Origin of the sequence: Vibrio renipiscarius (assembly GCF_000827885.1) — a bacterium.
GTDB lineage: Bacteria > Pseudomonadota > Gammaproteobacteria > Enterobacterales > Vibrionaceae > Vibrio > Vibrio renipiscarius.
The window spans coordinates 142327-162115 of record NZ_JTKH01000021.1 but is presented as its reverse complement, the minus strand read 5'-3'; the positions used below and the strand labels follow the sequence as shown (position 1 = coordinate 162115).

The following is a 19789-nucleotide window of genomic DNA, read 5'->3' as shown; positions in this document are numbered from 1 at the left end:
CTCGATTCGCCACTCTTGCCTCTCGCTCGTGCCCCAAGTCTTAAAGCGTAGCCTGATATTCTGTCAGTACTTGTTCAACCCAAGTGGCGATACGCTCATCGCTTAACTCATATTGGGAGTCTTCATCAAGCGCTAAACCAACGAACATAGAGCCGTCTTCGGTGAGCGCTTTAGACGCTTCAAATTCATATTGCTCGTCATTAGGCCAGTAACCGACAATGGTCGCCCCCGCCTGTTTGACTTGGTCGTGCAATAGACCCATCGCATCTAAATACCATTCGCCGTAGCCTTCTTGATCACCAAGGCCAAAGAGTGCCACGGTTTTGCCTTGCAGCGGTAGGCTATCAATCGTATCCCAGAGTGCCAACCAATCTTCTTGGATTTCACCAAAGTCCCAGGTAGAAATACCCAAGATCAATAAATCGTAATCTGCCATTGTCGAAAGGGGAGACGCTTTGACGTTGTGAATATCCACTAAGTCGTCACCCATAATCGCGCGCATTTTTTCTGCTGCCATTTCGGTGTAGCAAGTAGTTGAACCGTAAAACAGACCGATTTTCATCATCGTTTATCTTTCTAAATGGAGTGTTAGAGAATTTTAACCATAAAAGGCTCTGCTTTGCAGTGAATATCCGCCACCAATTGGATTTTTTATGGCTTTGTTAGCTGTATGCATTTACAGTAAAGATAAATATGAAGTGAATAATTAGAGAGTCGTTGTGTCAGATGTAATGTCACCGGATCAAGGGGTTGTTGAACAATTTCTTGATGCGATGTGGATGGAAAGAGGCTTATCAGAAAATACGTTGGCGTCTTATCGTACCGATTTATTCAAGCTACTGGCTTGGATGACAAAGCACAATTATCGCCTCGATTTTATTAGTCTATCGGGACTTCAAGAATATCAATCTTGGTTAGCCGACCAAGATTATAAGCAGAGCTCTCGTGCACGAATGCTTTCCGCTATTCGTCGTTTGTTTCAATATTTGCATCGAGAAAAAGTGCGCATCGATGACCCAAGTGCTTTGCTGGTGAGTCCGAAGCTACCGAAGCGGCTACCGAAAGATCTCAGCGAATTGCAGGTTGATGCCTTGCTGAATGCGCCAGACACCAATGATGCAATTGAATTGCGTGACAAAGCGATGCTGGAGCTGCTTTATGCGACGGGCCTTCGTGTGACGGAATTAGTGAGCTTGACGATGGAAAACATCAGCTTGCGTCAAGGTGTGGTGCGGGTCACGGGTAAAGGTGGCAAAGAGCGCTTAGTGCCGATGGGTGAAAATGCGATCGAATGGATTGAAACTTTTATCCAACAAGGGCGGTCTGAGTTACTTGGGGAAAAAACCTCGGATGTGGTTTTTCCGAGTAAACGTGCAAGGCAAATGACTCGTCAAACCTTTTGGCATCGTATTAAGTATTATGCGGTGTTGGCGGGGATTGATACCGATCTGCTTTCTCCACACGTCTTACGCCATGCGTTTGCGACACACTTGCTAAACTATGGTGCTGATCTTCGTGTGGTGCAGATGTTGTTAGGACATAGTGACTTGTCGACCACACAAATCTATACTCACGTCGCGACAGAGCGTCTGAAACAGCTTCATAGTGAGCATCATCCAAGGGCTTAGCTCTTGCGTTAGAGATTTTATTTAAGGTGAATAGAATGAGCGTATTACGCCGAATGACATTACTTGCGTTGCCTTTTTTTGCAGCAGCTTCTTTTGCTAACGCAAGTAGCGAGACACAAATTAATAAAGCCGATCTGGCTGAGCGCTTTGCTAAGTTGGGCTTGCAGGTGACGGATGTCGTGCCGTCAGACATCAAAGGTCTTGTTGAAGTACAAAGTAACGGTGGCGTGTTATTCGCGTCACCGGATGGCGAATACTTTATTGCAGGGTCGCTGTATCAATTAGATGACAATGGCGGCTACCAAGACGTGATCGCTATGCGTCAAGCGCCCATTAATGCGGCTAAAGTTGAGGCAATGAAAGATTCAGTGATTGAATTTAAAGCCGACAATGAAAAATATGTGGTGACGGTATTTACCGACATTACCTGTGGTTACTGCGTTAAATTGCACCGTGAATTGCAAGATTACAACAAGCTAGGCATTACCGTTCGCTACATGGCGTTCCCACGCCAAGGCCCTGTCGGTGATGTTGCCGATCAAATGGCTTCTATCTGGTGTGCTGATGATCCACAAACGGCAATGCACGATGGTAAAGTGAATCGTACATTCCCAGCGAAAGGCGATAACTTTGCACAGTGCCAAGATACGATTCAAAAACAATATATGTTGGGTCGCGAGTTGGGTATTAGTGGTACGCCAGCCATCTTCTTACCAAGCGGTGAAATGGTGGGCGGTTATGTGCCAGCAGAAAAATTGCTGCAACGTCTAGAACAGAAATAACCACAAGGAAGTAGGCTCAATAGAGCCTACTTTTATTTTATGATGATAGAAATTCAACGCCGCCCTGAAGTCGATATTTCCCTGTTACCGGATTCGATTGCTCCGCTATTACGTCGCCTGTACCTCAGTCGCGGTATCTGCTCTACCCAGCAGTTAGACAATGGTGTGCGTGGGCTCCACTCGTATCAAAAATTGCATGGCATTCAACTGGCCGTTGAATTGCTTTTTGAAGCGATTAAGAATAACCAACGCATTATTGTGGTCGGGGATTTTGATGCAGATGGCGCGACCAGTTCAGCGCTTTCCGTATTAGCATTGCGTATGCTCGGTAGCAGTAACGTGGACTATTTGGTTCCCAATCGTTTTGAAGATGGTTATGGATTAAGTCCCGAAGTGGTTGATCAGGCCATCTCGATTGGGGCGCAAGTGATCATGACCGTCGATAACGGTGTGTCATCGATTGAAGGCGTGCGCTACGCCAAAGAACAAGGCTTACAAGTTCTTGTCACCGATCATCACTTGCCGGGATCGGAATTACCGATCGCAGATGCGATGGTGAACCCTAATCTACAAGAGTGTGCTTTTCCGTCGAAATCATTGGCGGGTGTGGGTGTTGCTTTCTATTTGATGATGGCTCTGTGCGTGCATATGCGCAACCTTGGCTGGTTTAATCAACAAGGCATCGCTGAGCCTAAGTTAATGGAGTTGATTGATCTGGTCGCTCTTGGCACGGTCGCTGACGTCGTTTCTTTGGATGAAAATAACCGAATTTTAGTCCACCAAGGATTGCAGCGTATTCGTGCTGGTCTTGCTCGTCCTGGTATTCAAGCGTTGATTGAAGTGGCCAAAAAAGACGCCAGCCGTCTCGTCGCTTCGGACTTTGGTTTTGCTCTTGGGCCACGCATTAACGCCGCCGGCCGCCTCGATGACATGTCGTTTGGTGTGGAGTTACTGTTGAGTAACAACATTCATGCCGCGCGCCGTATGGCGAGTGAATTGGATGGCCTTAACCAAACTCGTAAAGAAATCGAAGAGGGCATGAAACAAGAAGCAATGGCTTTTTGTGAGCGCTTACAGTTTGGTGAAAATGCGGTACTTCCGTTTGGTTTGGTGTTGTTCCAACGCGATTGGCATCAAGGTGTCATTGGTATTTTAGCCTCTCGCATTAAAGATAAGTTTCATCGCCCTGTGATCGCATTTGCTGATGGTGGGGATGGCATCATTAAAGGCTCTTGTCGTTCGGTTCCAGGCTTACACATGCGAGATGTCTTAGATCGCATTGATACGCAGAACCCAGGTTTGATCCTTAAATTTGGTGGCCACGCGATGGCCGCGGGCTTATCGATTGAGGAGAAAAACTTTGACCGCTTTGCTCGTTTATACGATCAAGCAGTGAAAGAAGAACTCGATGAAGCGGCGCTCAAAGGGATTGTTCTTTCTGATGGTGAGCTACAGCCCGAAGAATTTTCAATGCACGTGGCGCAAATGTTACGCGGGGGAGGTCCTTGGGGGCAATCATTCCCAGAGCCGGTTTTTGATGGTGAATTTAAAGTATTGCACCAAAAATTAGTGGGCGAAAAGCACCTTAAATTGATGTTAGAACCATTGTTTAAAGGCCACCCAACCAACATTATGATTGATGGCATTGCGTTTAATGTTGATTTACGCCGTTGGCCTGATGCGTCCGTTAAAACGGTGCGCCTTGCTTACAAGCTCGATATTAACGAGTTTCGTGGGAATCAATCGTTGCAATTGCTGATCGACCATCTTGAGGCGAAATAGCCCATTCTCGCGTTAATATCCGTGGCGACACTGACCTAAAGTGTCGTCACGCTTTCTCTTCTCTTCTCTTCTCTTCTCTTCTCTTCTCTTCTCTTCTCTTCTCTTCTCGACGGATTGTTCCTCTTCCCCACTGGGCTTTTGTGTGGTCAAAACACAACTTATTTACGTTTTTGCAGAAAAAAAACAGTAAACAAAAATGATTTGCCATATTTGTTCATACTTCTTTAAAACTAACCAATTATAGTGTGATGCTTCTCACTGTTTAGGTGGGTTTGTTTCTCTTTTGTAATTGGACTGACCATTTTTATCAGTATTTGATATTAATTATGTTAACGCTTGGTTGCTGGCGGTTCGGTTTTATGATTTGGGTCAATTTTTGGCTGGAATTTGCTTTTTTAATATGTTAATTTCTTCCCACACTAAATTGGTATGACCAATTAACTGCAAAGAGTAAAGAACGATAATTTATGGCTTATCAAAGGATTCGTCAGCCTAAGCTCTCCGATGTCATTGAACAAGAGCTTGAAAGGTTGATAGTAGAAGGAACATTGTCTCCGGGGCAACAATTGCCACCAGAGCGCGAACTGGCGAAACAGTTCGACGTTTCTCGTCCTTCGATTCGTGAAGCCATCCAGCGTTTGGAAGCCAAGCGTCTCCTAACTCGTCGTCAAGGTGGCGGTACGTTTGTTAGTGAGAATATTTGGAAAGGCTTTTCGGATCCTCTGCTAAATTTATTGTCGAGCCATTCAGAAACTCAATTAGATTTACTGGAGTCGCGCCATGCGATGGAAGGTATTTCGGCTTATTTTGCAGCGTTGCGTGGTACTGATGAAGATTTTGCTCGTATTCAAGCCTCGTTAGAAGGCATTGGTGCCCAACAAGATAAGCAAGATGTTGAAGCGGAAGCAGCGGCCGTAATGCAATTTCTCATTGCATTAACCGAAGCCGCTCATAATGTGGTTTTACTGCATATTGTGCGCAGTCTTGCACCATTACTTGAGCAAAATATAGTACAGAATTTGAAATTGCTTCACCGCCGACAAGAAGTGGTGGAGAAAGTAAGTAAGCACCGAGCCAATATTGTGGATGCGATTGTTTCTGGTCAGCCAGAAAAGGCGCGTGAAATGTCCCATTCCCATTTGGCTTATATCGAAGAAATATTGTTGGATTTGACTCGTGAAGAGTCTCGACGTGAGCGCTCTCTACGTCGAATTCAGCAGGGTAACGAATAAGTAGATCCAACCAACAGAAGGATAGATCGGCATGTCTGATATGAAGCATGACGTAGATGCACTGGAAACTCAAGATTGGCTGCAAGCGCTTGAATCAGTAGTACGTGAAGAAGGTGTAGAACGCGCTCAATATTTACTAGAGCAAGTTTTGGATAAAGCTCGTCTTGATGGCGTTGATATGGCTACAGGTATCAACACAAATTACATCAACACAATCCCAGCTGCGCAAGAACCTGCTTACCCAGGTGATACCACGCTAGAGCGTCGTATTCGTTCAATCATTCGCTGGAACGCGATCATGATTGTACTTCGCGCGTCTAAGAAAGACCTAGACCTAGGTGGTCACATGGCTTCTTACCAGTCTGCAGCAGCATTCTACGAAGTATGTTTCAACCACTTCTTCCGCGCTCCGAACGAGACGGATGGTGGTGACTTGGTGTACTACCAAGGCCATATCTCTCCAGGTATCTACTCTCGAGCATTCGTTGAAGGTCGTCTAACTGAAGAACAGCTAGATAACTTCCGTCAAGAAGTCGATGGTAAAGGTATCCCTTCATACCCGCATCCTAAACTAATGCCTGAATTCTGGCAGTTCCCAACGGTATCAATGGGTCTAGGTCCAATTTCAGCTATCTATCAAGCGCGCTTCCTGAAGTACCTTGATGGCCGTGGTCTTAAGCAAACTTCAGCTCAACGCGTTTATGCCTTCCTAGGCGACGGTGAGATGGATGAGCCAGAATCACGCGGTGCGATCTCATTCGCTGCACGTGAAAAACTAGACAACCTATGTTTCCTAATCAACTGTAACCTACAGCGCCTAGATGGCCCGGTTATGGGTAACGGTAGCATCATCCAAGAACTAGAAGGCCTATTTAAAGGCGCTGGTTGGAACGTTGTTAAAGTTATTTGGGGTAGCAACTGGGATTCACTACTGGCGAAAGACACCACTGGTAAGCTTCTTCAGCTAATGAACGAAACGATCGATGGTGATTACCAGACATTCAAATCGAAAGATGGCGCCTACGTACGTGAGCACTTCTTTGGTAAGTACCCAGAAACAGCGGCACTTGTTGCAGATATGACTGATGACGAAATCTTCGCACTTAAGCGTGGTGGTCATGATTCATCTAAACTGTTTGCTGCGTTCAACAATGCAAAAGAAACCAACGGTAAACCAACTGTAATCCTAGCGAAAACAGTTAAAGGTTACGGTATGGGTGATGCTGCAGAAGGTAAGAACATTGCGCACGGTGTGAAGAAAATGGACATGACTCATGTTCAACACCTACGTGATCGCCTAGGTCTAGAAGACATCCTTTCAGATGAGAAGATCAAAGAACTTCCATACTTGAAACTGGAAGAAGGCACGCCTGAGTACGAATACATGCACGCTCGTCGTAAAGCTCTACACGGCTATACACCTGCGCGTCTGCCTAAATTCACTCAAGAATTCAAAGTTCCTGAGCTAGAAGAATTTGCGCCGCTTCTTGGTGAGCAAAAGCGTGAAATCTCGACCACAATGGCTTATGTACGTACGCTAAACATTCTTCTTAAAGATAAGAACATTGGTAAGAACATCGTTCCTATCATCTGTGATGAAGCGCGTACATTCGGTATGGAAGGTCTATTCCGTCAGGTTGGTATCTACAACCCACACGGTCAAGAATACACTCCAGAAGACCGCGGCGTAGTGTCTTACTACAAAGAAGCGACTTCAGGTCAGGTTCTACAAGAAGGTATCAACGAGCTAGGTTCAATGGCGTCTTGGGTTGCAGCAGCAACTTCATACAGCACCAACGATCTACCAATGATCCCATTCTACATCTACTACTCAATGTTCGGTTTCCAACGTATTGGTGACATGGCATGGCTAGCAGGTGACCAACAAGCACGTGGCTTCCTACTAGGCGCGACTGCGGGTCGTACAACGCTAAACGGTGAAGGTCTACAGCACGAAGACGGTCACTCGCACATCATGGCGAACACAGTACCTAACTGTATCTCTTACGATCCAACGTTTGCTTACGAGCTAGCGGTAATCATGCAAGACGGTATTCGTCGCATGTACGGTGAGAACCAAGAGAACGTTTACTACTACCTAACGGTAATGAACGAAAACTACGCAATGCCAGCAATGCCAGAAGGCGCTGAAGAAGGCATTCGTAAGGGTATCTACAAGCTTGAGTCTTACGCAGGTAGTAAAGGCAAAGTTCAGTTGATGAGCTCTGGTACTATCATGAACGAAGCGCGTAAAGCTGCGCAGATTCTAAGCGAAGATTACGGCGTTGCGTCTGACATTTTCTCTGTAACGTCATTCAACGAGCTAACTCGTGATGGCCAAGCGGTAGAGCGTGACAACATGCTACACCCTGAAGCTGAAGCGAAAGTGCCGTACATCACGACTGTTCTTGGTAACGAACCTGCAATCGCAGTGACCGATTACATGAAGAACTACGCTGAGCAAGTACGTGCATTCGTTCCTGCTGAATCTTACAAAGTATTGGGTACTGATGGCTTCGGTCGTTCAGACAGCCGTGAAAATCTACGTCGTCACTTCGAAGTGAACGCAGGTTACGTGGTAGTTGCAGCTCTTACTGAGCTTGTGAAACGTGGCGATATGGATAAATCTGTGGTTGTTGAAGCAATCAAGAAATTCAACATCGACACTGAAAAAACGAACCCACAATACGCATAAGCAACGCTTAATTAAAAGGTAGATAAGCAATGGCAATCGAAATTAATGTACCAGACATCGGTGCGGATGAGGTTGAAGTTACTGAGATTCTTGTAAGCGTTGGCGACAAGGTTGAAGAAGAGCAGTCTCTAATCACAGTTGAAGGCGATAAAGCTTCTATGGAAGTTCCTGCATCTCAAGCAGGTATCGTTAAAGAAATCAAAATCGCCGTTGGCGACTCGGTTTCTACTGGTTCTCTAATCATGATTTTCGAAGCCGAGGGTGCAGCGCAAGCTGCATCTGCTCCAGCGGTTGAAGCAGCTCCAGTAGCGGCTCCTGCGGCAGCAGCGGCAGTCGAATTGAAAGAAGTTCACGTACCAGACATTGGTGGCGATGAAGTAGAAGTGACTGAAATCATGGTAGCGGTTGGCGACTCGATTGAAGAAGAGCAATCTCTTCTAACGGTTGAAGGCGACAAAGCTTCTATGGAAGTACCAGCACCATTTGCGGGTACACTGAAAGAAATCAAAATTGCAGTAGGCGACTCAGTATCAACGGGTTCACTTGTGATGATCTTTGAAGTTGGCGCAGCGGCGGGTTCAGCACCTGTAGCTCCAGCGGCAGCACCAGTTGCAGCGGCTCCAGCAGCGTCTGCAGCAAAAGATGTACACGTACCGGACATCGGTGGTGATGAAGTTGAAGTGACTGAAATCATGGTCGCGGTTGGCGATACAGTGGAAGAAGAGCAATCTCTAATCACGGTTGAAGGCGACAAAGCTTCGATGGAAGTACCAGCACCATTCGCAGGTACGATCAAAGAGATCAAAATTGTTGCTGGCGACAAAGTAACGACTGGTTCTTTAATCATGGTCTTTGAAGTAGCAGGCGCAGCGCCAGTCGCGGCTCCAGTTGCTCAAGCAGCTCCAGCGCAAGCGGCAGCACCTGTTGCAGCGGCACCGAAAGCAGAAGCGGCAGTTCCAGCAGCAGCGGGCGACTTCCAAGAGAACGGTGACTACGCGCACGCATCTCCAGTGGTTCGTCGTCTTGCTCGTGAATTTGGCGTTAACCTTTCTAAGGTGAAAGGTTCGGGTCGTAAGAGCCGTATCCTGAAAGAAGACGTACAGTCTTACGTTAAAGATGCTCTGAAACGTCTTGAGTCTGGTGCTGCGGCAGCAAGCAAAGGCGGCGACGGCAGCGCTCTTGGTCTGCTTCCATGGCCGAAGATTGATTTCAGCAAGTTTGGTGAGACAGAAGTTAAGCCTCTTTCTAAGATCAAGAAGATTTCAGGCGCTAACCTGCACCGTAACTGGGTAATGATCCCACACGTTACACAGTGGGATAACGCTGACATCACTGAGCTAGAAGCATTCCGTAAAGAACAGAACGCAATCGAAGCGAAGAACGACACTGGCATGAAGATCACACCACTTGTGTTCATCATGAAAGCCGTTGCGAAAGCACTAGAAGCATTCCCAGCATTTAACTCTTCACTTTCTGACGATGGCGAAAGCATCATCCTGAAGAAATACGTGAACGTAGGTATTGCTGTTGATACGCCAAACGGTCTGGTTGTTCCAGTATTTAAAGACGTGAACAAAAAAGGCATCTACGAGCTTTCTGAAGAGCTAATGGTTGTGTCTAAGAAAGCACGTTCTGGTAAGCTGACCGCTGCGGACATGCAAGGTGGCTGTTTCACTATCTCGAGCCTTGGTGGCATCGGTGGTACTGCATTTACGCCAATCGTAAATGCACCAGAAGTGGGCATCCTTGGTGTGTCTAAGTCTGAAATCAAACCGGTTTGGAACGGTAAAGAATTTGAACCGCGTCTACAACTTCCACTGTCACTGTCATACGATCACCGTGTGATTGATGGTGCTGAAGGTGCGCGTTTCATTACTTACCTAAACAGTGCGCTATCAGACATTCGTCGTCTTGTTCTTTAATTTAGACTAGACGAACCAGAGGCGGCATTTTGCCGCCTCTTCTATCAAAGATATTTAAATAATTGGATCCTTCTATGCGTGGCATAGAGCGTCGAATTGTTGTCTAGCTCACAGGCTAAATTGAATTACTTTTCACATCGTTAACATCTCTGTAAACTATTGACGGTCTGAAAAACAGTTTAAAACTATCAAAAACGTTTGAAACAATAATCTCAATACCCATTCAGCCTGTTAGGGATAATGACTACAAGAGGTCAAAATGAGCAAAGAAATTAAAGCCCAAGTTGTTGTACTTGGTTCTGGTCCTGCTGGCTACTCTGCTGCCTTCCGTTGTGCAGACCTAGGTCTTGAAACTGTGCTAGTTGAGCGTTACAGCACTCTTGGTGGTGTTTGTCTTAACGTAGGCTGTATTCCATCAAAAGCACTACTGCACGTATCGAAAGTTATCGAAGAAGCAAAAGCACTTTCTGAGCACGGTATCGTATTTGGCGAACCACAGACAGATATCAATAAGATTCGTTTGTGGAAAGAAAAAGTAGTCACTCAGCTGACTGGTGGTCTTAGCGGTATGGCTAAGATGCGTGACGTAACGGTTGTAAACGGTTACGGCAAATTCACGGGTCCTAATTCTATTCTTGTAGAAGGCGAAGGCGAACCAACGGTTGTTAACTTTGACAACGCGATCGTTGCGGCGGGTTCTCGTCCGATCAAACTGCCATTCATTCCACATGAAGACCCACGTATTTGGGATTCAACGGATGCTCTTGAGCTGAAAGAAGTTCCAGAGAAACTGCTGATCATGGGCGGTGGTATCATCGGTCTTGAAATGGGTACGGTTTACCACTCACTGGGTTCTAAAGTAGACGTAGTTGAGATGTTCGACCAAGTTATCCCAGCAGCAGACAAAGACATCATTAAGGTATTCACAAAACGCATCGAGAAGAAATTCAACTTGATGCTTGAAACCAAAGTGACCGCGGTTGAAGCGAAAGAAGACGGTATCTACGTTTCGATGGAAGGCAAAAAAGCGCCAGCAGAAGCTGAGCGTTACGATGCGGTTCTTGTTGCTATTGGTCGTGTACCAAACGGTCTACTTATCGATGGCGCGAAAGCAGGTATCGAAATTGATGAGCGTGGCTTTATCAATGTTGATAAGCAAATGCGTACTAACGTACCGCACATCTTCGCGATCGGCGACATCGTTGGCCAACCAATGCTTGCGCACAAAGGTGTGCATGAAGGCCACGTAGCGGCAGAAGTTATTTCTGGTAAGAAACACTACTTCGACCCTAAAGTGATCCCTTCAATTGCGTACACTGAGCCAGAAGTGGCGTGGGTTGGTAAAACAGAAAAAGAAGCGAAAGCGGAAGGCATCAAGTACGAAGTGGCAACATTCCCATGGGCAGCATCAGGTCGTGCAATCGCTTCTGACTGTGCAGACGGTATGACTAAGCTAATCTTCGACAAAGAGACTCACCGCGTCATTGGTGGTGCTATCGTGGGTACTAACGGTGGTGAACTACTTGGTGAAATTGGTCTTGCAATCGAAATGGGTTGTGACGCTGAAGACATCGCACTGACTATCCACGCTCACCCAACTCTACATGAGTCAGTGGGTCTAGCGGCGGAAGTGTTTGAAGGCTCAATTACTGACCTGCCAAACAAAAAAGCAGTGAAAAAGAAAAAGTAACACATACTGAATAAACAGAAACCGCAGCCTTGGCTGCGGTTTTTTTTTCGTTGAATCTTTTGATTTGCTCGACGATGAATATCGACTGCGGGGAAATCTACGCTTTTTCTTTATAAATGCACAACATGTTTAGATAGCTGTCCGCTAGCTTCAACATTGCTTGCTCATCCGTGTTGCGATTTGCCTGCACAAACAGTGAGTAGCAAATGCCATGGAATAAGGTCGCAAGCTCAGCGGGATCATGCTCATTGCATATTTCACCGCGTTCCATCGCCTTAATGAACATATTCTGCACGAGCAGTTGATTGGTTCGGTTGGTGCTGACAAACAGTGGCCATACTTCATCACGTGTTGAAGCACTCCACTCGAACCACACTTTAAGCCAGTGACAGTCTTCGGCAATCAGCTTCACCATTTCTGATGTAAGGGTTGCGAGGTTTTCTCTCGCGTGCAAATCTAGGTCAATATTATCCGAAAGAAAATTGGAAAACTGACGGACGACATAGTTCAGTACGTCATCCACTAAATCTTCGCGAGTAGGAAAATAGTTGAATACAGTCGCCACAGAAACTTGTGCGATTTCTGCAATATCGGCGTGGCCACCACGGCCAATGCCACGACGAGCAAAGACATCAAGAGAGATATCCATTAATTGCTGCTTACGCTTTTTGGGCGAGAGGCGGGTGCGTGGTCTTTTTGTTATCGAGTCCATATACGTATTAATCCTTGCCAAATGAGTTGATTACCGTCCATGTGCATCAGTACTCTGAGGTTCTCTTATTTCATGCGATATCTACTGAAGTAAGAGTAAACTGACCTTAGATTTAAGGCACTTTTCAGTAAATGGGCTATGCCCTAATTTATATATTATTATTAGTGTTATATCGCGGTAATGAGTGTAATGGTGCATATGCTTATGGTCAACATTTTCAGTATACTTAATAATCAATTTTGTTAGTAACGTGCGAAAGGTCATACTGTTTTTTATCTTGTTTCAAAGAATTGTTGCTGCTTAAGGTTTATTCTCTTTCTGTGCTGGTGTTAAACTACGCGCTTGCAAACGCCCAACGGTGTCTGAGCTACTATTATTAGACGCTAAAAATGACAAGCGAGAGTGGTATGAAACATACAATAGAAGTAATGATTTCTGAGCAGGAAGTTCAGGAACGTGTGCGTGAATTAGGTAAACAGATCACAGCTCATTACCAGGGCAGTGAAGATCTTGTCTTGGTTGGTTTACTACGTGGCTCATTCGTCTTTATGGCTGACCTTGCGCGTTCGATTGAACTTACTCACCAAGTTGATTTCATGACCGCCTCTAGCTACGGCAACACCATGGAAAGCTCGCGTGATGTGCGTATCTTGAAAGACCTTGATGATGATATCAAAGGCAAAGATGTGTTGTTGGTTGAAGACATCATCGATACGGGTAACACGTTAGCGAAAGTGAAAGAAATTTTGTCTTTGCGTGAGCCAAAGTCTATCGAAATTTGTACGTTGCTTGATAAGCCTTCTCGTCGTGAAGTGGCTGTGCCTGTTCAGTGGATTGGTTTTGAAATCCCAGACGAATTCGTTGTGGGTGTAGGCATCGACTACGCACAAAAATACCGTCATTTACCATACATCGGTAAAGTGGTTCCTCAAGAATAAGCCAATGGCTTTATAACGCTTGAGTGAACATTAAAAAAGCCCATGACGGTTAAGTGATGGGCTTTTTGCTATTTATTCGTCGGAACAAACTGCGTGATTAGCGACACAACAATTTGAAATCAGGATTAAGTATCTCTTCAAGTGAAGAGAGGTAAGATGCTTCGACGGATGCTTTTGAATTGGATCGGTTACCTAAATACTGCAAACGTCCATCATCAATACCATAAACCACGCCGTGAATCTCAACCTCTTGACCGCGATCCCAAGCATTTTGAATGATGGTTGAGTTGCCTAAGTTATACACTTGTTCCGCAACGTTGATCTCGCCCAGTTTATCGGCTTTGTCTTCTTCAGACATTTGGTCTAGGTAAGAACGATGTTTGAAGTAGATGTCACGAATGTGCAGCAACCAGTTATTAATGAGGCCAAGTTGCGGGTTATCAATCGCCGCATTGACGCCACCGCAGCCATAGTGGCCACAGATGATAATGTGTTTGATCTTGAGAACATCAACGGCGTACTGCACTACCGATAAACAGTTAAGGTCAGTATGAACCACAAGGTTTGCCACGTTTCGGTGGACAAATAATTCGCCAGAAAATAGGCCGGTTAAACGTTCTGCAGGTACTCGGCTGTCTGAGCAACCAATCCAAAGAAAGTCAGGTTTCTGTCCCTCTGCAAGACGGGTGAAATATTCAGGTCGTTCTGATTTGATTTCGTCAGACCATTTCGAGTTATTGTCGAATAACTGTTTCATTTTCGGCATTGTCGTTACTTACATCCCTAAAGTTTCTGCTGCACAATATACACAATGTTACAAAGCCATACTCTAAAAAAATGTATCAAAATGCACTCATCTGACGTGTTGATGTCGTCAAAATCATTAACTTTGTCGGTTTTATTAGGCTTGCCTTGATTGTTACGCCTGTGTGACTTAATTAACACTGTTGTATCGCGAGTAACGTTTGGTAATATAAATCGGTTTAGCCGTTTACTATTGCAGGGAGCGATATGGTGTTTGGAGATCGTTTTAAAGAGATCAATTTGAAGGGAGATCTGTTTGGTGGTGTGACGACCGCGATCATCTCTTTGCCATTGGCGCTCGCATTTGGCGTTGCTTCCGGAGCCGGTGCAGAGGCTGGTTTGTGGGGGGCGATCATGGTCGGTTTATTTGCCGCACTATTTGGTGGTTCCTCCACTCTCATTTCAGAACCGACGGGTCCAATGACGGTGATCATGACCGCAGTTTTGACGAGCATGATGGCCAAATATCCTGAAACCGGGATGGCGATGACGTTCACTGTGGTGATGATGGCAGGGGCTTTCCAGGTCTTACTGGGCACGTTAAAACTGGGTAAATACGTTACTCTGATGCCATATAGCGTGATCTCCGGATTTATGTCGGGTATCGGCGTTATTCTAATTATCTTACAGCTCTCACCTTTATTAGGCCATGCTGCGCCATCGGGCGGAGTGATGGGCACGTTATCGGCGTTACCTGATACATTAGCCAACATTAAGTTTAGTGAGCTGTTTTTAGGTTTACTGACTCTCGGCATCCTTTTTTTCTTTCCTCCCAAATATCGAAAATACGTCCCTGCGCAATTGGTCGCGCTCGTCGCGGTGACTTTACTTTCGGTCATTTTATTTGATAGCGAGTCCATTCGCCGTATTGGTGAAATCCCGGCCGGCTTACCTTCTTTTGTGATCCCTCATATTAATCCGGAAATCTTTACAACCATGGTTATCGATGCCTTAGTACTCGGCACGTTAGGTTGTATTGATACCTTGTTAACCGCCGTGATTGGCGATTCATTGACGCGTAAAGAGCATGATTCAGATAAAGAGTTACGTGGCCAAGGTTTGGCGAACATGATCTCTGGTCTCTTTGGGGCGCTGCCAGGGGCGGGGGCGACGATGGGAACGGTGACCAATATCCAAGTTGGGGCGCGTTCACCTTTATCGGGTGTGATTCGCGCTTTGATGCTGGCGTTGGTTGTTTTGGTGGCGGGTGGCTTAACCGAACCGATTCCGATGGCGGTATTGGCGGGCATTGCGGTTTATGTCGGTTTCAATATTCTTGATTGGAGTTTTATCCAGCGCGCTCATAAAGTCAGTGTTCAGGGTATGGCGATCATGTACGGCGTGATGCTGCTGACGGTATTTGTGGATTTGATTGCTGCTGTTGGTTTGGGCGTGTTTATCTCGAATATTATTATCATTGAGCGTTTAAGCCGAGAACAGGCACGTCAAGTGAAGGCGATCAGTGATGCGGATGAGGATGATGTACCATTAACTGAGAGTGAGCGAGATATGCTCGACCAGGCTAACGGCAAGGTTTTATTCTTCTACCTCTCTGGCCCGATGATTTTTAGTGTCTCGAAAGCGATCTCGCGTCAGCACAGCAGTATCGATGAATATGAAGCGATGATCCTCGATTTGACCGATGTTCCGATGATTGACGTTACGGTCGGTCTTGCCTTAGAAAACGCGATCAATGATGCGTTGGATGCGAACTGTGCGGTTTACTTGTTGTGTCCCCATAAGCAAATTTGGCAGCAGTTGGAGAAATTCCACATTCTTGATTTAGTACCGGCCGAAAATATTTACTCGTTCCGTTATGAAGCGCTACGTGCAGCGACGGCGCAGGTGGAGAGCGACGAATATCAGGCTTACTCGATATAGTTGCAATGTGTTTTACGACAACCTTTAAAATGCCATAGGAGAAACACTGTGGCATTTTTTTGTTTGAGGAGAGGGGGCGATTTGGATTTACAGAAAGGGTTTAATTGTAATCATCGTCATTCGACGATAGACTTATTCCATACCGAGTAGTGAACTTGCTCATATTCAGTGGCATGGTTTGAATTAAGAAGACAAACAATTATGTACGCATTAGAAATAGACCAGTTAAGAAAAACCTATGCGGGCGGTTTTGAGGCGCTAAAAGGCGTGAGCCTTAATGTCGAAAAAGGCGATTTTTATGCCTTGCTTGGCCCTAACGGTGCTGGTAAATCGACGACGATTGGCGTCATTTCGTCTCTGGTTAATAAGACATCCGGCAAAGTGAAAATTTTTGGTTTTGATATTGATAGCGATCTTGAACGCGCCAAACAGAACCTAGGCTTGGTTCCGCAAGAGTTCAATTTCAACCCGTTTGAAACGGTGGAGCAGATTGTATTGCAGCAAGCGGGTTATTACGGCGTGGCTAAATCGTTGGCCAAAGAGCGCGCGGAAAAATACCTGACAAAATTGGACTTGTGGGAAAAGCGTAAAGAACGTGCGCGCAACCTTTCAGGCGGGATGAAACGCCGCTTGATGATTGCTCGTGCATTGATGCATGAGCCACAGCTGCTGATTCTTGATGAACCAACGGCTGGCGTTGATATTGAACTGCGTCGTTCAATGTGGGAGTTCCTTAAAGAGATTAACTCAGAGCAAGGCATTACCATTATTTTGACCACTCACTACCTCGAAGAAGCAGAAATGCTGTGCCGTAATATCGGTATTATTAATCGTGGTGAGCTGATCGAAAACACCTCAATGAAAGCGTTGCTGTCCAAATTAGATGTTGAAACCTTTATCCTTGATATCGAAACGCTACAAGCGCTGCCACAACTAGAAGGGGTGATTTCTCAACGTGAAATCAATGGTTCTCTTGAGATTGAAATTGCCAAAAATAAGGGCTTAAACCATGTGTTTGCTCAACTGAGCGAGCAGGGCATTCAAGTGATGTCGATGCGCAATAAAGCCAATCGATTGGAAGAGCTGTTTGTCAGCATCGTTCAGCAACAAAGCCGAGGCGAATAATATGTATCAACTTTACTGGACGGCTTTTTGTAGCTTGCTGACCAAAGAAATTAATCGCTTTACCCGCATTTGGGTACAGACTCTCGTGCCGCCAGCGATCACCATGACGCTGTATTTTATTATCTTTGGTAATCTAATTGGTTCACGCATTGGTGAGATGAACGGTTTTAGTTACATGGAATACATTGTGCCGGGCTTGATCATGATGTCGGTGATCACCAACTCTTATTCCAACGTGGCGTCGTCTTTCTTTAGCTCTAAGTTTCAACGTAATATTGAAGAGTTATTAGTCGCACCAGTGCCAAATTACGTGATTATTCTTGGGTTTGTGATGGGGGGCGTTGTACGTGGCTTATTGGTGGGAACCATCGTCACGTTTGTGTCATTGTTTTTTGTTGATCTCCAAGTCGATCATTGGGGCATTATCATCGCAACCGTCTTTATGACGTCGGTGGTTTTTTCTCTGGGTGGTTTGATTAATGCTGTTTATGCCCGCACGTTTGATGATATTTCCATTATCCCAACGTTCGTCCTCACCCCATTGACCTATTTAGGTGGTGTATTCTACTCGATCAACTTGTTACCAGAGTTTTGGCAGGGTATTTCCAAGATTAATCCTATCGTCTACATGGTCAATGCGTTCCGCTACGGCTTCTTGGGGGTGTCCGATGTGGGTATCGCGACATCGTTTGGAGTCTTAGGTGTTTTTGTTGTGGTCTTGTACGCCATCGCGCACTACCTGGTGACGAAAGGTATTGGTTTACGTTCGTAAACAGAGTCACAAACCGTTAGATAGACAAAGGGTTGGCACTTGGCCAACCCTTTTTATTTTAATCGCGTTTTATTTTACATCGCGAGTTTTCTTGCTATGTTAGGCGCGAATTATTCTGCGCTGTTCGATGTTTCGTCGCCGCTTTCTGCTTCTTCTTTCGCTTCCACTGCCATCTCAACCGTTTGGTTATCGATTAGGCGAGCTTTACCTAAGAAGGCCGACATCAGAATCACTGCTTGAGTGGTTTCTGCTGTGATGGTTTGCAGTGTACGCGCATCACGAATAAAAATTTCATCCGGTTGTAAGCCTGCAGCACGCAGCTGATCACTCGCGTCTTCAATCACCGATGCGTAATCATCACGGCCGCCACGCATCGCACTGCTGATCCAGCGCATCGTGCGCGCAAGCACTGGTGCACGTTGGCGTTCATCCAGTGTCAGTAGGCCATTGCGTGAGCTCATTGCCAGACCGTCCATTTCACGAACCGTCGCGACACCAATGATTTCGATATCCATTGCCAGATCGTCCACCATTTTACGGATGACCGCGAGCTGCTGGAAATCTTTCTCGCCAAAGCATGCGACATCGGGTTGAACGATGTTAAATAGCTTGGTCACAATCGTGGATACGCCACGGAAATGACCTGGGCGAGAAGCCCCTTCAAGCATGGTCGACAAACCAGGAACATCAACCGATGTTTGGCTTTCTAAACCTTCAGGGTAGATGGTTTCTGGTGTTGGAGTGAAGACCAACTCAACCCCTTCGCCATTTAGCTTACTTAAATCATCTTCAAGCGTGCGTGGGTAGTTGTTTAGATCGTCTGCTCGTTCAAATTGCATTGGGTTAACGAAGATACTAACCACAACGATATCGGCGTGTTCACGTGCTTTACGCACCAGTGTTAGGTGACCTTCGTGCAAGTTACCCATCGTGGGTACAAAAGCGACTTTACGACCGTCACGCTTATACTGTTTGATCTGCTCGCGTAGAGCTGAAATGTCAGCAAATGTTTGCATGATGATATCCTTTAGGCAATCGTATGGGCTTCATCTGGGAACGCGCCACTGGCTACATCGTCGATGTATTTAGTAATGGCTTTGCGTATATCACCCGTTTCAGCAAGGAAGTTTTTCGAGAATTTCGGCATGTAGTTTGCCGCAATGCCAAGCATATCGTGCATAACAAGGATCTGACCGTCAGTCACATTACCTGCGCCGATGCCGATAACCGGTACATCCAACACTTCGGTAATACGAGCGGCCAGTTCTTGTGGTACACATTCAAGCAGTACGATTTGAGCACCCGCTTCTTGTAGTGCAAGAGCATCACGTACCATGCGGTCCGCTTTTTCTTGTTCACGACCTTGAACTTTAAAGCCGCCAAAAATGTTGACCGATTGAGGTGTTAGACCTAGGTGAGCACACACCGGTACCGCACGCTCAGTCAGCATTTTTACGGTATCAATTAACCAATCACCACCTTCTAGCTTAACCATGTTTGCTCCCGCACGCATTAGCTTGCCTGCGTTCTCACATGCTTGCTCTGGCGTTGCGTAGCTCATAAATGGCATATCAGCCATCAATAGGCTGTTTGGGGTACCAGCGCGTACACAGCGAGTATGGTAAGCAATGTCTTCGACAGTGACTGGCAATGTGCTTGATTCACCTTGTAATACCATACCAAGTGAATCACCAACTAGGATGACAGGCATTTCTTGCTGTTCAAATAGTTGACCAAAACTGGCGTCGTACGCAGTAGAAGAAGCAAATTTACGACCTTCTTGTTTCCACTTGATAAGGTCGTTGATGGTAATTTTTTTCATTAAT

The 19789-nt window shown here is 45.8% G+C and carries 16 protein-coding genes; 11 read left to right on the top strand and 5 right to left on the bottom strand.

The genetic code is table 11. From position 1 onward, the window contains the following. Positions 1-40 precede the first annotated feature (40 nt). The gene (fldB, locus tag OJ16_RS11750; RefSeq protein WP_040991086.1) at positions 41-562 is read right to left on the bottom strand and encodes a flavodoxin FldB; all 522 of its coding nucleotides are present in this window, start codon (positions 560-562) and stop codon (positions 41-43) included. Between the two features lie 169 nt (positions 563-731). Between fldB and xerD the strand changes: the two genes are divergently transcribed. The 7 genes from xerD (at position 732) to lpdA (ending at position 11731) form a co-directional block, all read left to right on the top strand. Continuing rightward, positions 732-1628, top strand: coding sequence for a site-specific tyrosine recombinase XerD (xerD, locus tag OJ16_RS11745; protein WP_040990869.1), 897 nt, complete (start codon positions 732-734; stop codon positions 1626-1628). Between the two features lie 35 nt (positions 1629-1663). After that, positions 1664-2410, top strand: a complete 747-nt coding sequence (gene dsbC / locus OJ16_RS11740; protein WP_040990867.1) for a bifunctional protein-disulfide isomerase/oxidoreductase DsbC — start codon at positions 1664-1666, stop codon at positions 2408-2410. 42 nt (positions 2411-2452) lie between these two features. Further along, on the top strand, positions 2453-4192 hold the full coding sequence (gene recJ, locus OJ16_RS11735; protein WP_040991084.1) for a single-stranded-DNA-specific exonuclease RecJ: 1740 nt from the start codon (positions 2453-2455) through the stop codon (positions 4190-4192). Positions 4193-4659: 467 nt separating this feature from the next. After that, positions 4660-5424 (top strand): pyruvate dehydrogenase complex transcriptional repressor PdhR, encoded by a 765-nt coding sequence (gene pdhR / locus OJ16_RS11730; protein ID WP_040990865.1) that lies wholly within the window; start codon positions 4660-4662, stop codon positions 5422-5424. A gap of 31 nt (positions 5425-5455) precedes the next feature. Next, a complete protein-coding gene (gene aceE, locus OJ16_RS11725; protein WP_040990863.1) occupies positions 5456-8119 on the top strand; it encodes a pyruvate dehydrogenase (acetyl-transferring), homodimeric type in 2664 nt (887 codons plus the stop codon). 29 nt (positions 8120-8148) lie between these two features. Then, complete coding sequence (aceF, locus tag OJ16_RS11720) at positions 8149-10041, top strand: pyruvate dehydrogenase complex dihydrolipoyllysine-residue acetyltransferase (RefSeq protein WP_040990860.1); 1893 nt, start codon at positions 8149-8151, stop codon at positions 10039-10041. A gap of 259 nt (positions 10042-10300) precedes the next feature. Next, positions 10301-11731, top strand: a complete 1431-nt coding sequence (gene lpdA, locus OJ16_RS11715; RefSeq protein ID WP_040990859.1) for a dihydrolipoyl dehydrogenase — start codon at positions 10301-10303, stop codon at positions 11729-11731. A 97-nt stretch (positions 11732-11828) separates the two neighbouring features. On the opposite strand, the gene OJ16_RS11710 is transcribed toward lpdA, so the two are convergent. Further along, a complete protein-coding gene (locus OJ16_RS11710; protein WP_040990858.1) occupies positions 11829-12443 on the bottom strand; it encodes a LuxR/HapR/OpaR family quorum-sensing transcriptional regulator in 615 nt (204 codons plus the stop codon). Positions 12444-12850: 407 nt separating this feature from the next. On the opposite strand from OJ16_RS11710, the gene hpt reads away from it, so the two are divergent. Next, positions 12851-13381 carry a hypoxanthine phosphoribosyltransferase gene (gene hpt / locus OJ16_RS11705; protein WP_040990857.1) on the top strand — a complete coding sequence of 177 codons (531 nt, stop codon included), beginning with the start codon at positions 12851-12853 and terminating at the stop codon, positions 13379-13381. A 97-nt stretch (positions 13382-13478) separates the two neighbouring features. Here the strand turns inward: hpt and can are convergent, their stop codons facing one another. Further along, complete coding sequence (gene can / locus OJ16_RS11700) at positions 13479-14147, bottom strand: carbonate dehydratase (RefSeq protein ID WP_040990856.1); 669 nt, start codon at positions 14145-14147, stop codon at positions 13479-13481. A gap of 245 nt (positions 14148-14392) precedes the next feature. Here can and OJ16_RS11695 point away from each other — a divergent pair, with 245 nt between their 5' ends. From OJ16_RS11695 to OJ16_RS11685, 3 genes are all read left to right on the top strand, one after another. After that, positions 14393-16066: a SulP family inorganic anion transporter gene (locus OJ16_RS11695; protein ID WP_040990855.1), complete on the top strand. Its 1674-nt coding sequence runs from the start codon at positions 14393-14395 to the stop codon at positions 16064-16066. A 201-nt stretch (positions 16067-16267) separates the two neighbouring features. Continuing rightward, a complete protein-coding gene (locus tag OJ16_RS11690) occupies positions 16268-17191 on the top strand; it encodes an ABC transporter ATP-binding protein (protein WP_040990854.1) in 924 nt (307 codons plus the stop codon). A gap of 1 nt (position 17192) precedes the next feature. Beyond that, complete coding sequence (locus OJ16_RS11685; protein WP_040990853.1) at positions 17193-17963, top strand: ABC transporter permease; 771 nt, start codon at positions 17193-17195, stop codon at positions 17961-17963. 110 nt (positions 17964-18073) lie between these two features. Here the strand turns inward: OJ16_RS11685 and panC are convergent, their stop codons facing one another. Then, positions 18074-18979 carry a pantoate--beta-alanine ligase gene (gene panC, locus OJ16_RS11680; protein WP_040990852.1) on the bottom strand — a complete coding sequence of 302 codons (906 nt, stop codon included), beginning with the start codon at positions 18977-18979 and terminating at the stop codon, positions 18074-18076. Between the two features lie 11 nt (positions 18980-18990). Next, positions 18991-19785: a 3-methyl-2-oxobutanoate hydroxymethyltransferase gene (gene panB / locus OJ16_RS11675; RefSeq protein ID WP_040990851.1), complete on the bottom strand. Its 795-nt coding sequence runs from the start codon at positions 19783-19785 to the stop codon at positions 18991-18993. Positions 19786-19789: the final 4 nt, after the last annotated feature.

Bases quoted from the DNA above. Each gene is read 5' to 3' on its own strand.
- can (WP_040990856.1), bottom strand. From the start codon at position 14,147: ATGCCGAAAATGAAACAGTTATTCGACAATAACTCGAAATGGTCTGAC.
- hpt (WP_040990857.1), top strand. From the start codon at position 12,851: ATGAAACATACAATAGAAGTAATGATTTCTGAGCAGGAAGTTCAGGAA.
- OJ16_RS11685 (WP_040990853.1), top strand. From the start codon at position 17,193: ATGTATCAACTTTACTGGACGGCTTTTTGTAGCTTGCTGACCAAAGAA.
- panC (WP_040990852.1), bottom strand. From the start codon at position 18,979: ATGCAAACATTTGCTGACATTTCAGCTCTACGCGAGCAGATCAAACAG.
- pdhR (WP_040990865.1), top strand. From the start codon at position 4,660: ATGGCTTATCAAAGGATTCGTCAGCCTAAGCTCTCCGATGTCATTGAA.
- xerD (WP_040990869.1), top strand. From the start codon at position 732: ATGTCACCGGATCAAGGGGTTGTTGAACAATTTCTTGATGCGATGTGG.
- fldB (WP_040991086.1), bottom strand. From the start codon at position 562: ATGAAAATCGGTCTGTTTTACGGTTCAACTACTTGCTACACCGAAATG.
- OJ16_RS11690 (WP_040990854.1), top strand. From the start codon at position 16,268: ATGTACGCATTAGAAATAGACCAGTTAAGAAAAACCTATGCGGGCGGT.
- recJ (WP_040991084.1), top strand. From the start codon at position 2,453: ATGATAGAAATTCAACGCCGCCCTGAAGTCGATATTTCCCTGTTACCG.
- OJ16_RS11695 (WP_040990855.1), top strand. From the start codon at position 14,393: ATGGTGTTTGGAGATCGTTTTAAAGAGATCAATTTGAAGGGAGATCTG.
- lpdA (WP_040990859.1), top strand. From the start codon at position 10,301: ATGAGCAAAGAAATTAAAGCCCAAGTTGTTGTACTTGGTTCTGGTCCT.
- OJ16_RS11710 (WP_040990858.1), bottom strand. From the start codon at position 12,443: ATGGACTCGATAACAAAAAGACCACGCACCCGCCTCTCGCCCAAAAAG.
- aceF (WP_040990860.1), top strand. From the start codon at position 8,149: ATGGCAATCGAAATTAATGTACCAGACATCGGTGCGGATGAGGTTGAA.
- aceE (WP_040990863.1), top strand. From the start codon at position 5,456: ATGTCTGATATGAAGCATGACGTAGATGCACTGGAAACTCAAGATTGG.
- panB (WP_040990851.1), bottom strand. From the start codon at position 19,785: ATGAAAAAAATTACCATCAACGACCTTATCAAGTGGAAACAAGAAGGT.
- dsbC (WP_040990867.1), top strand. From the start codon at position 1,664: ATGAGCGTATTACGCCGAATGACATTACTTGCGTTGCCTTTTTTTGCA.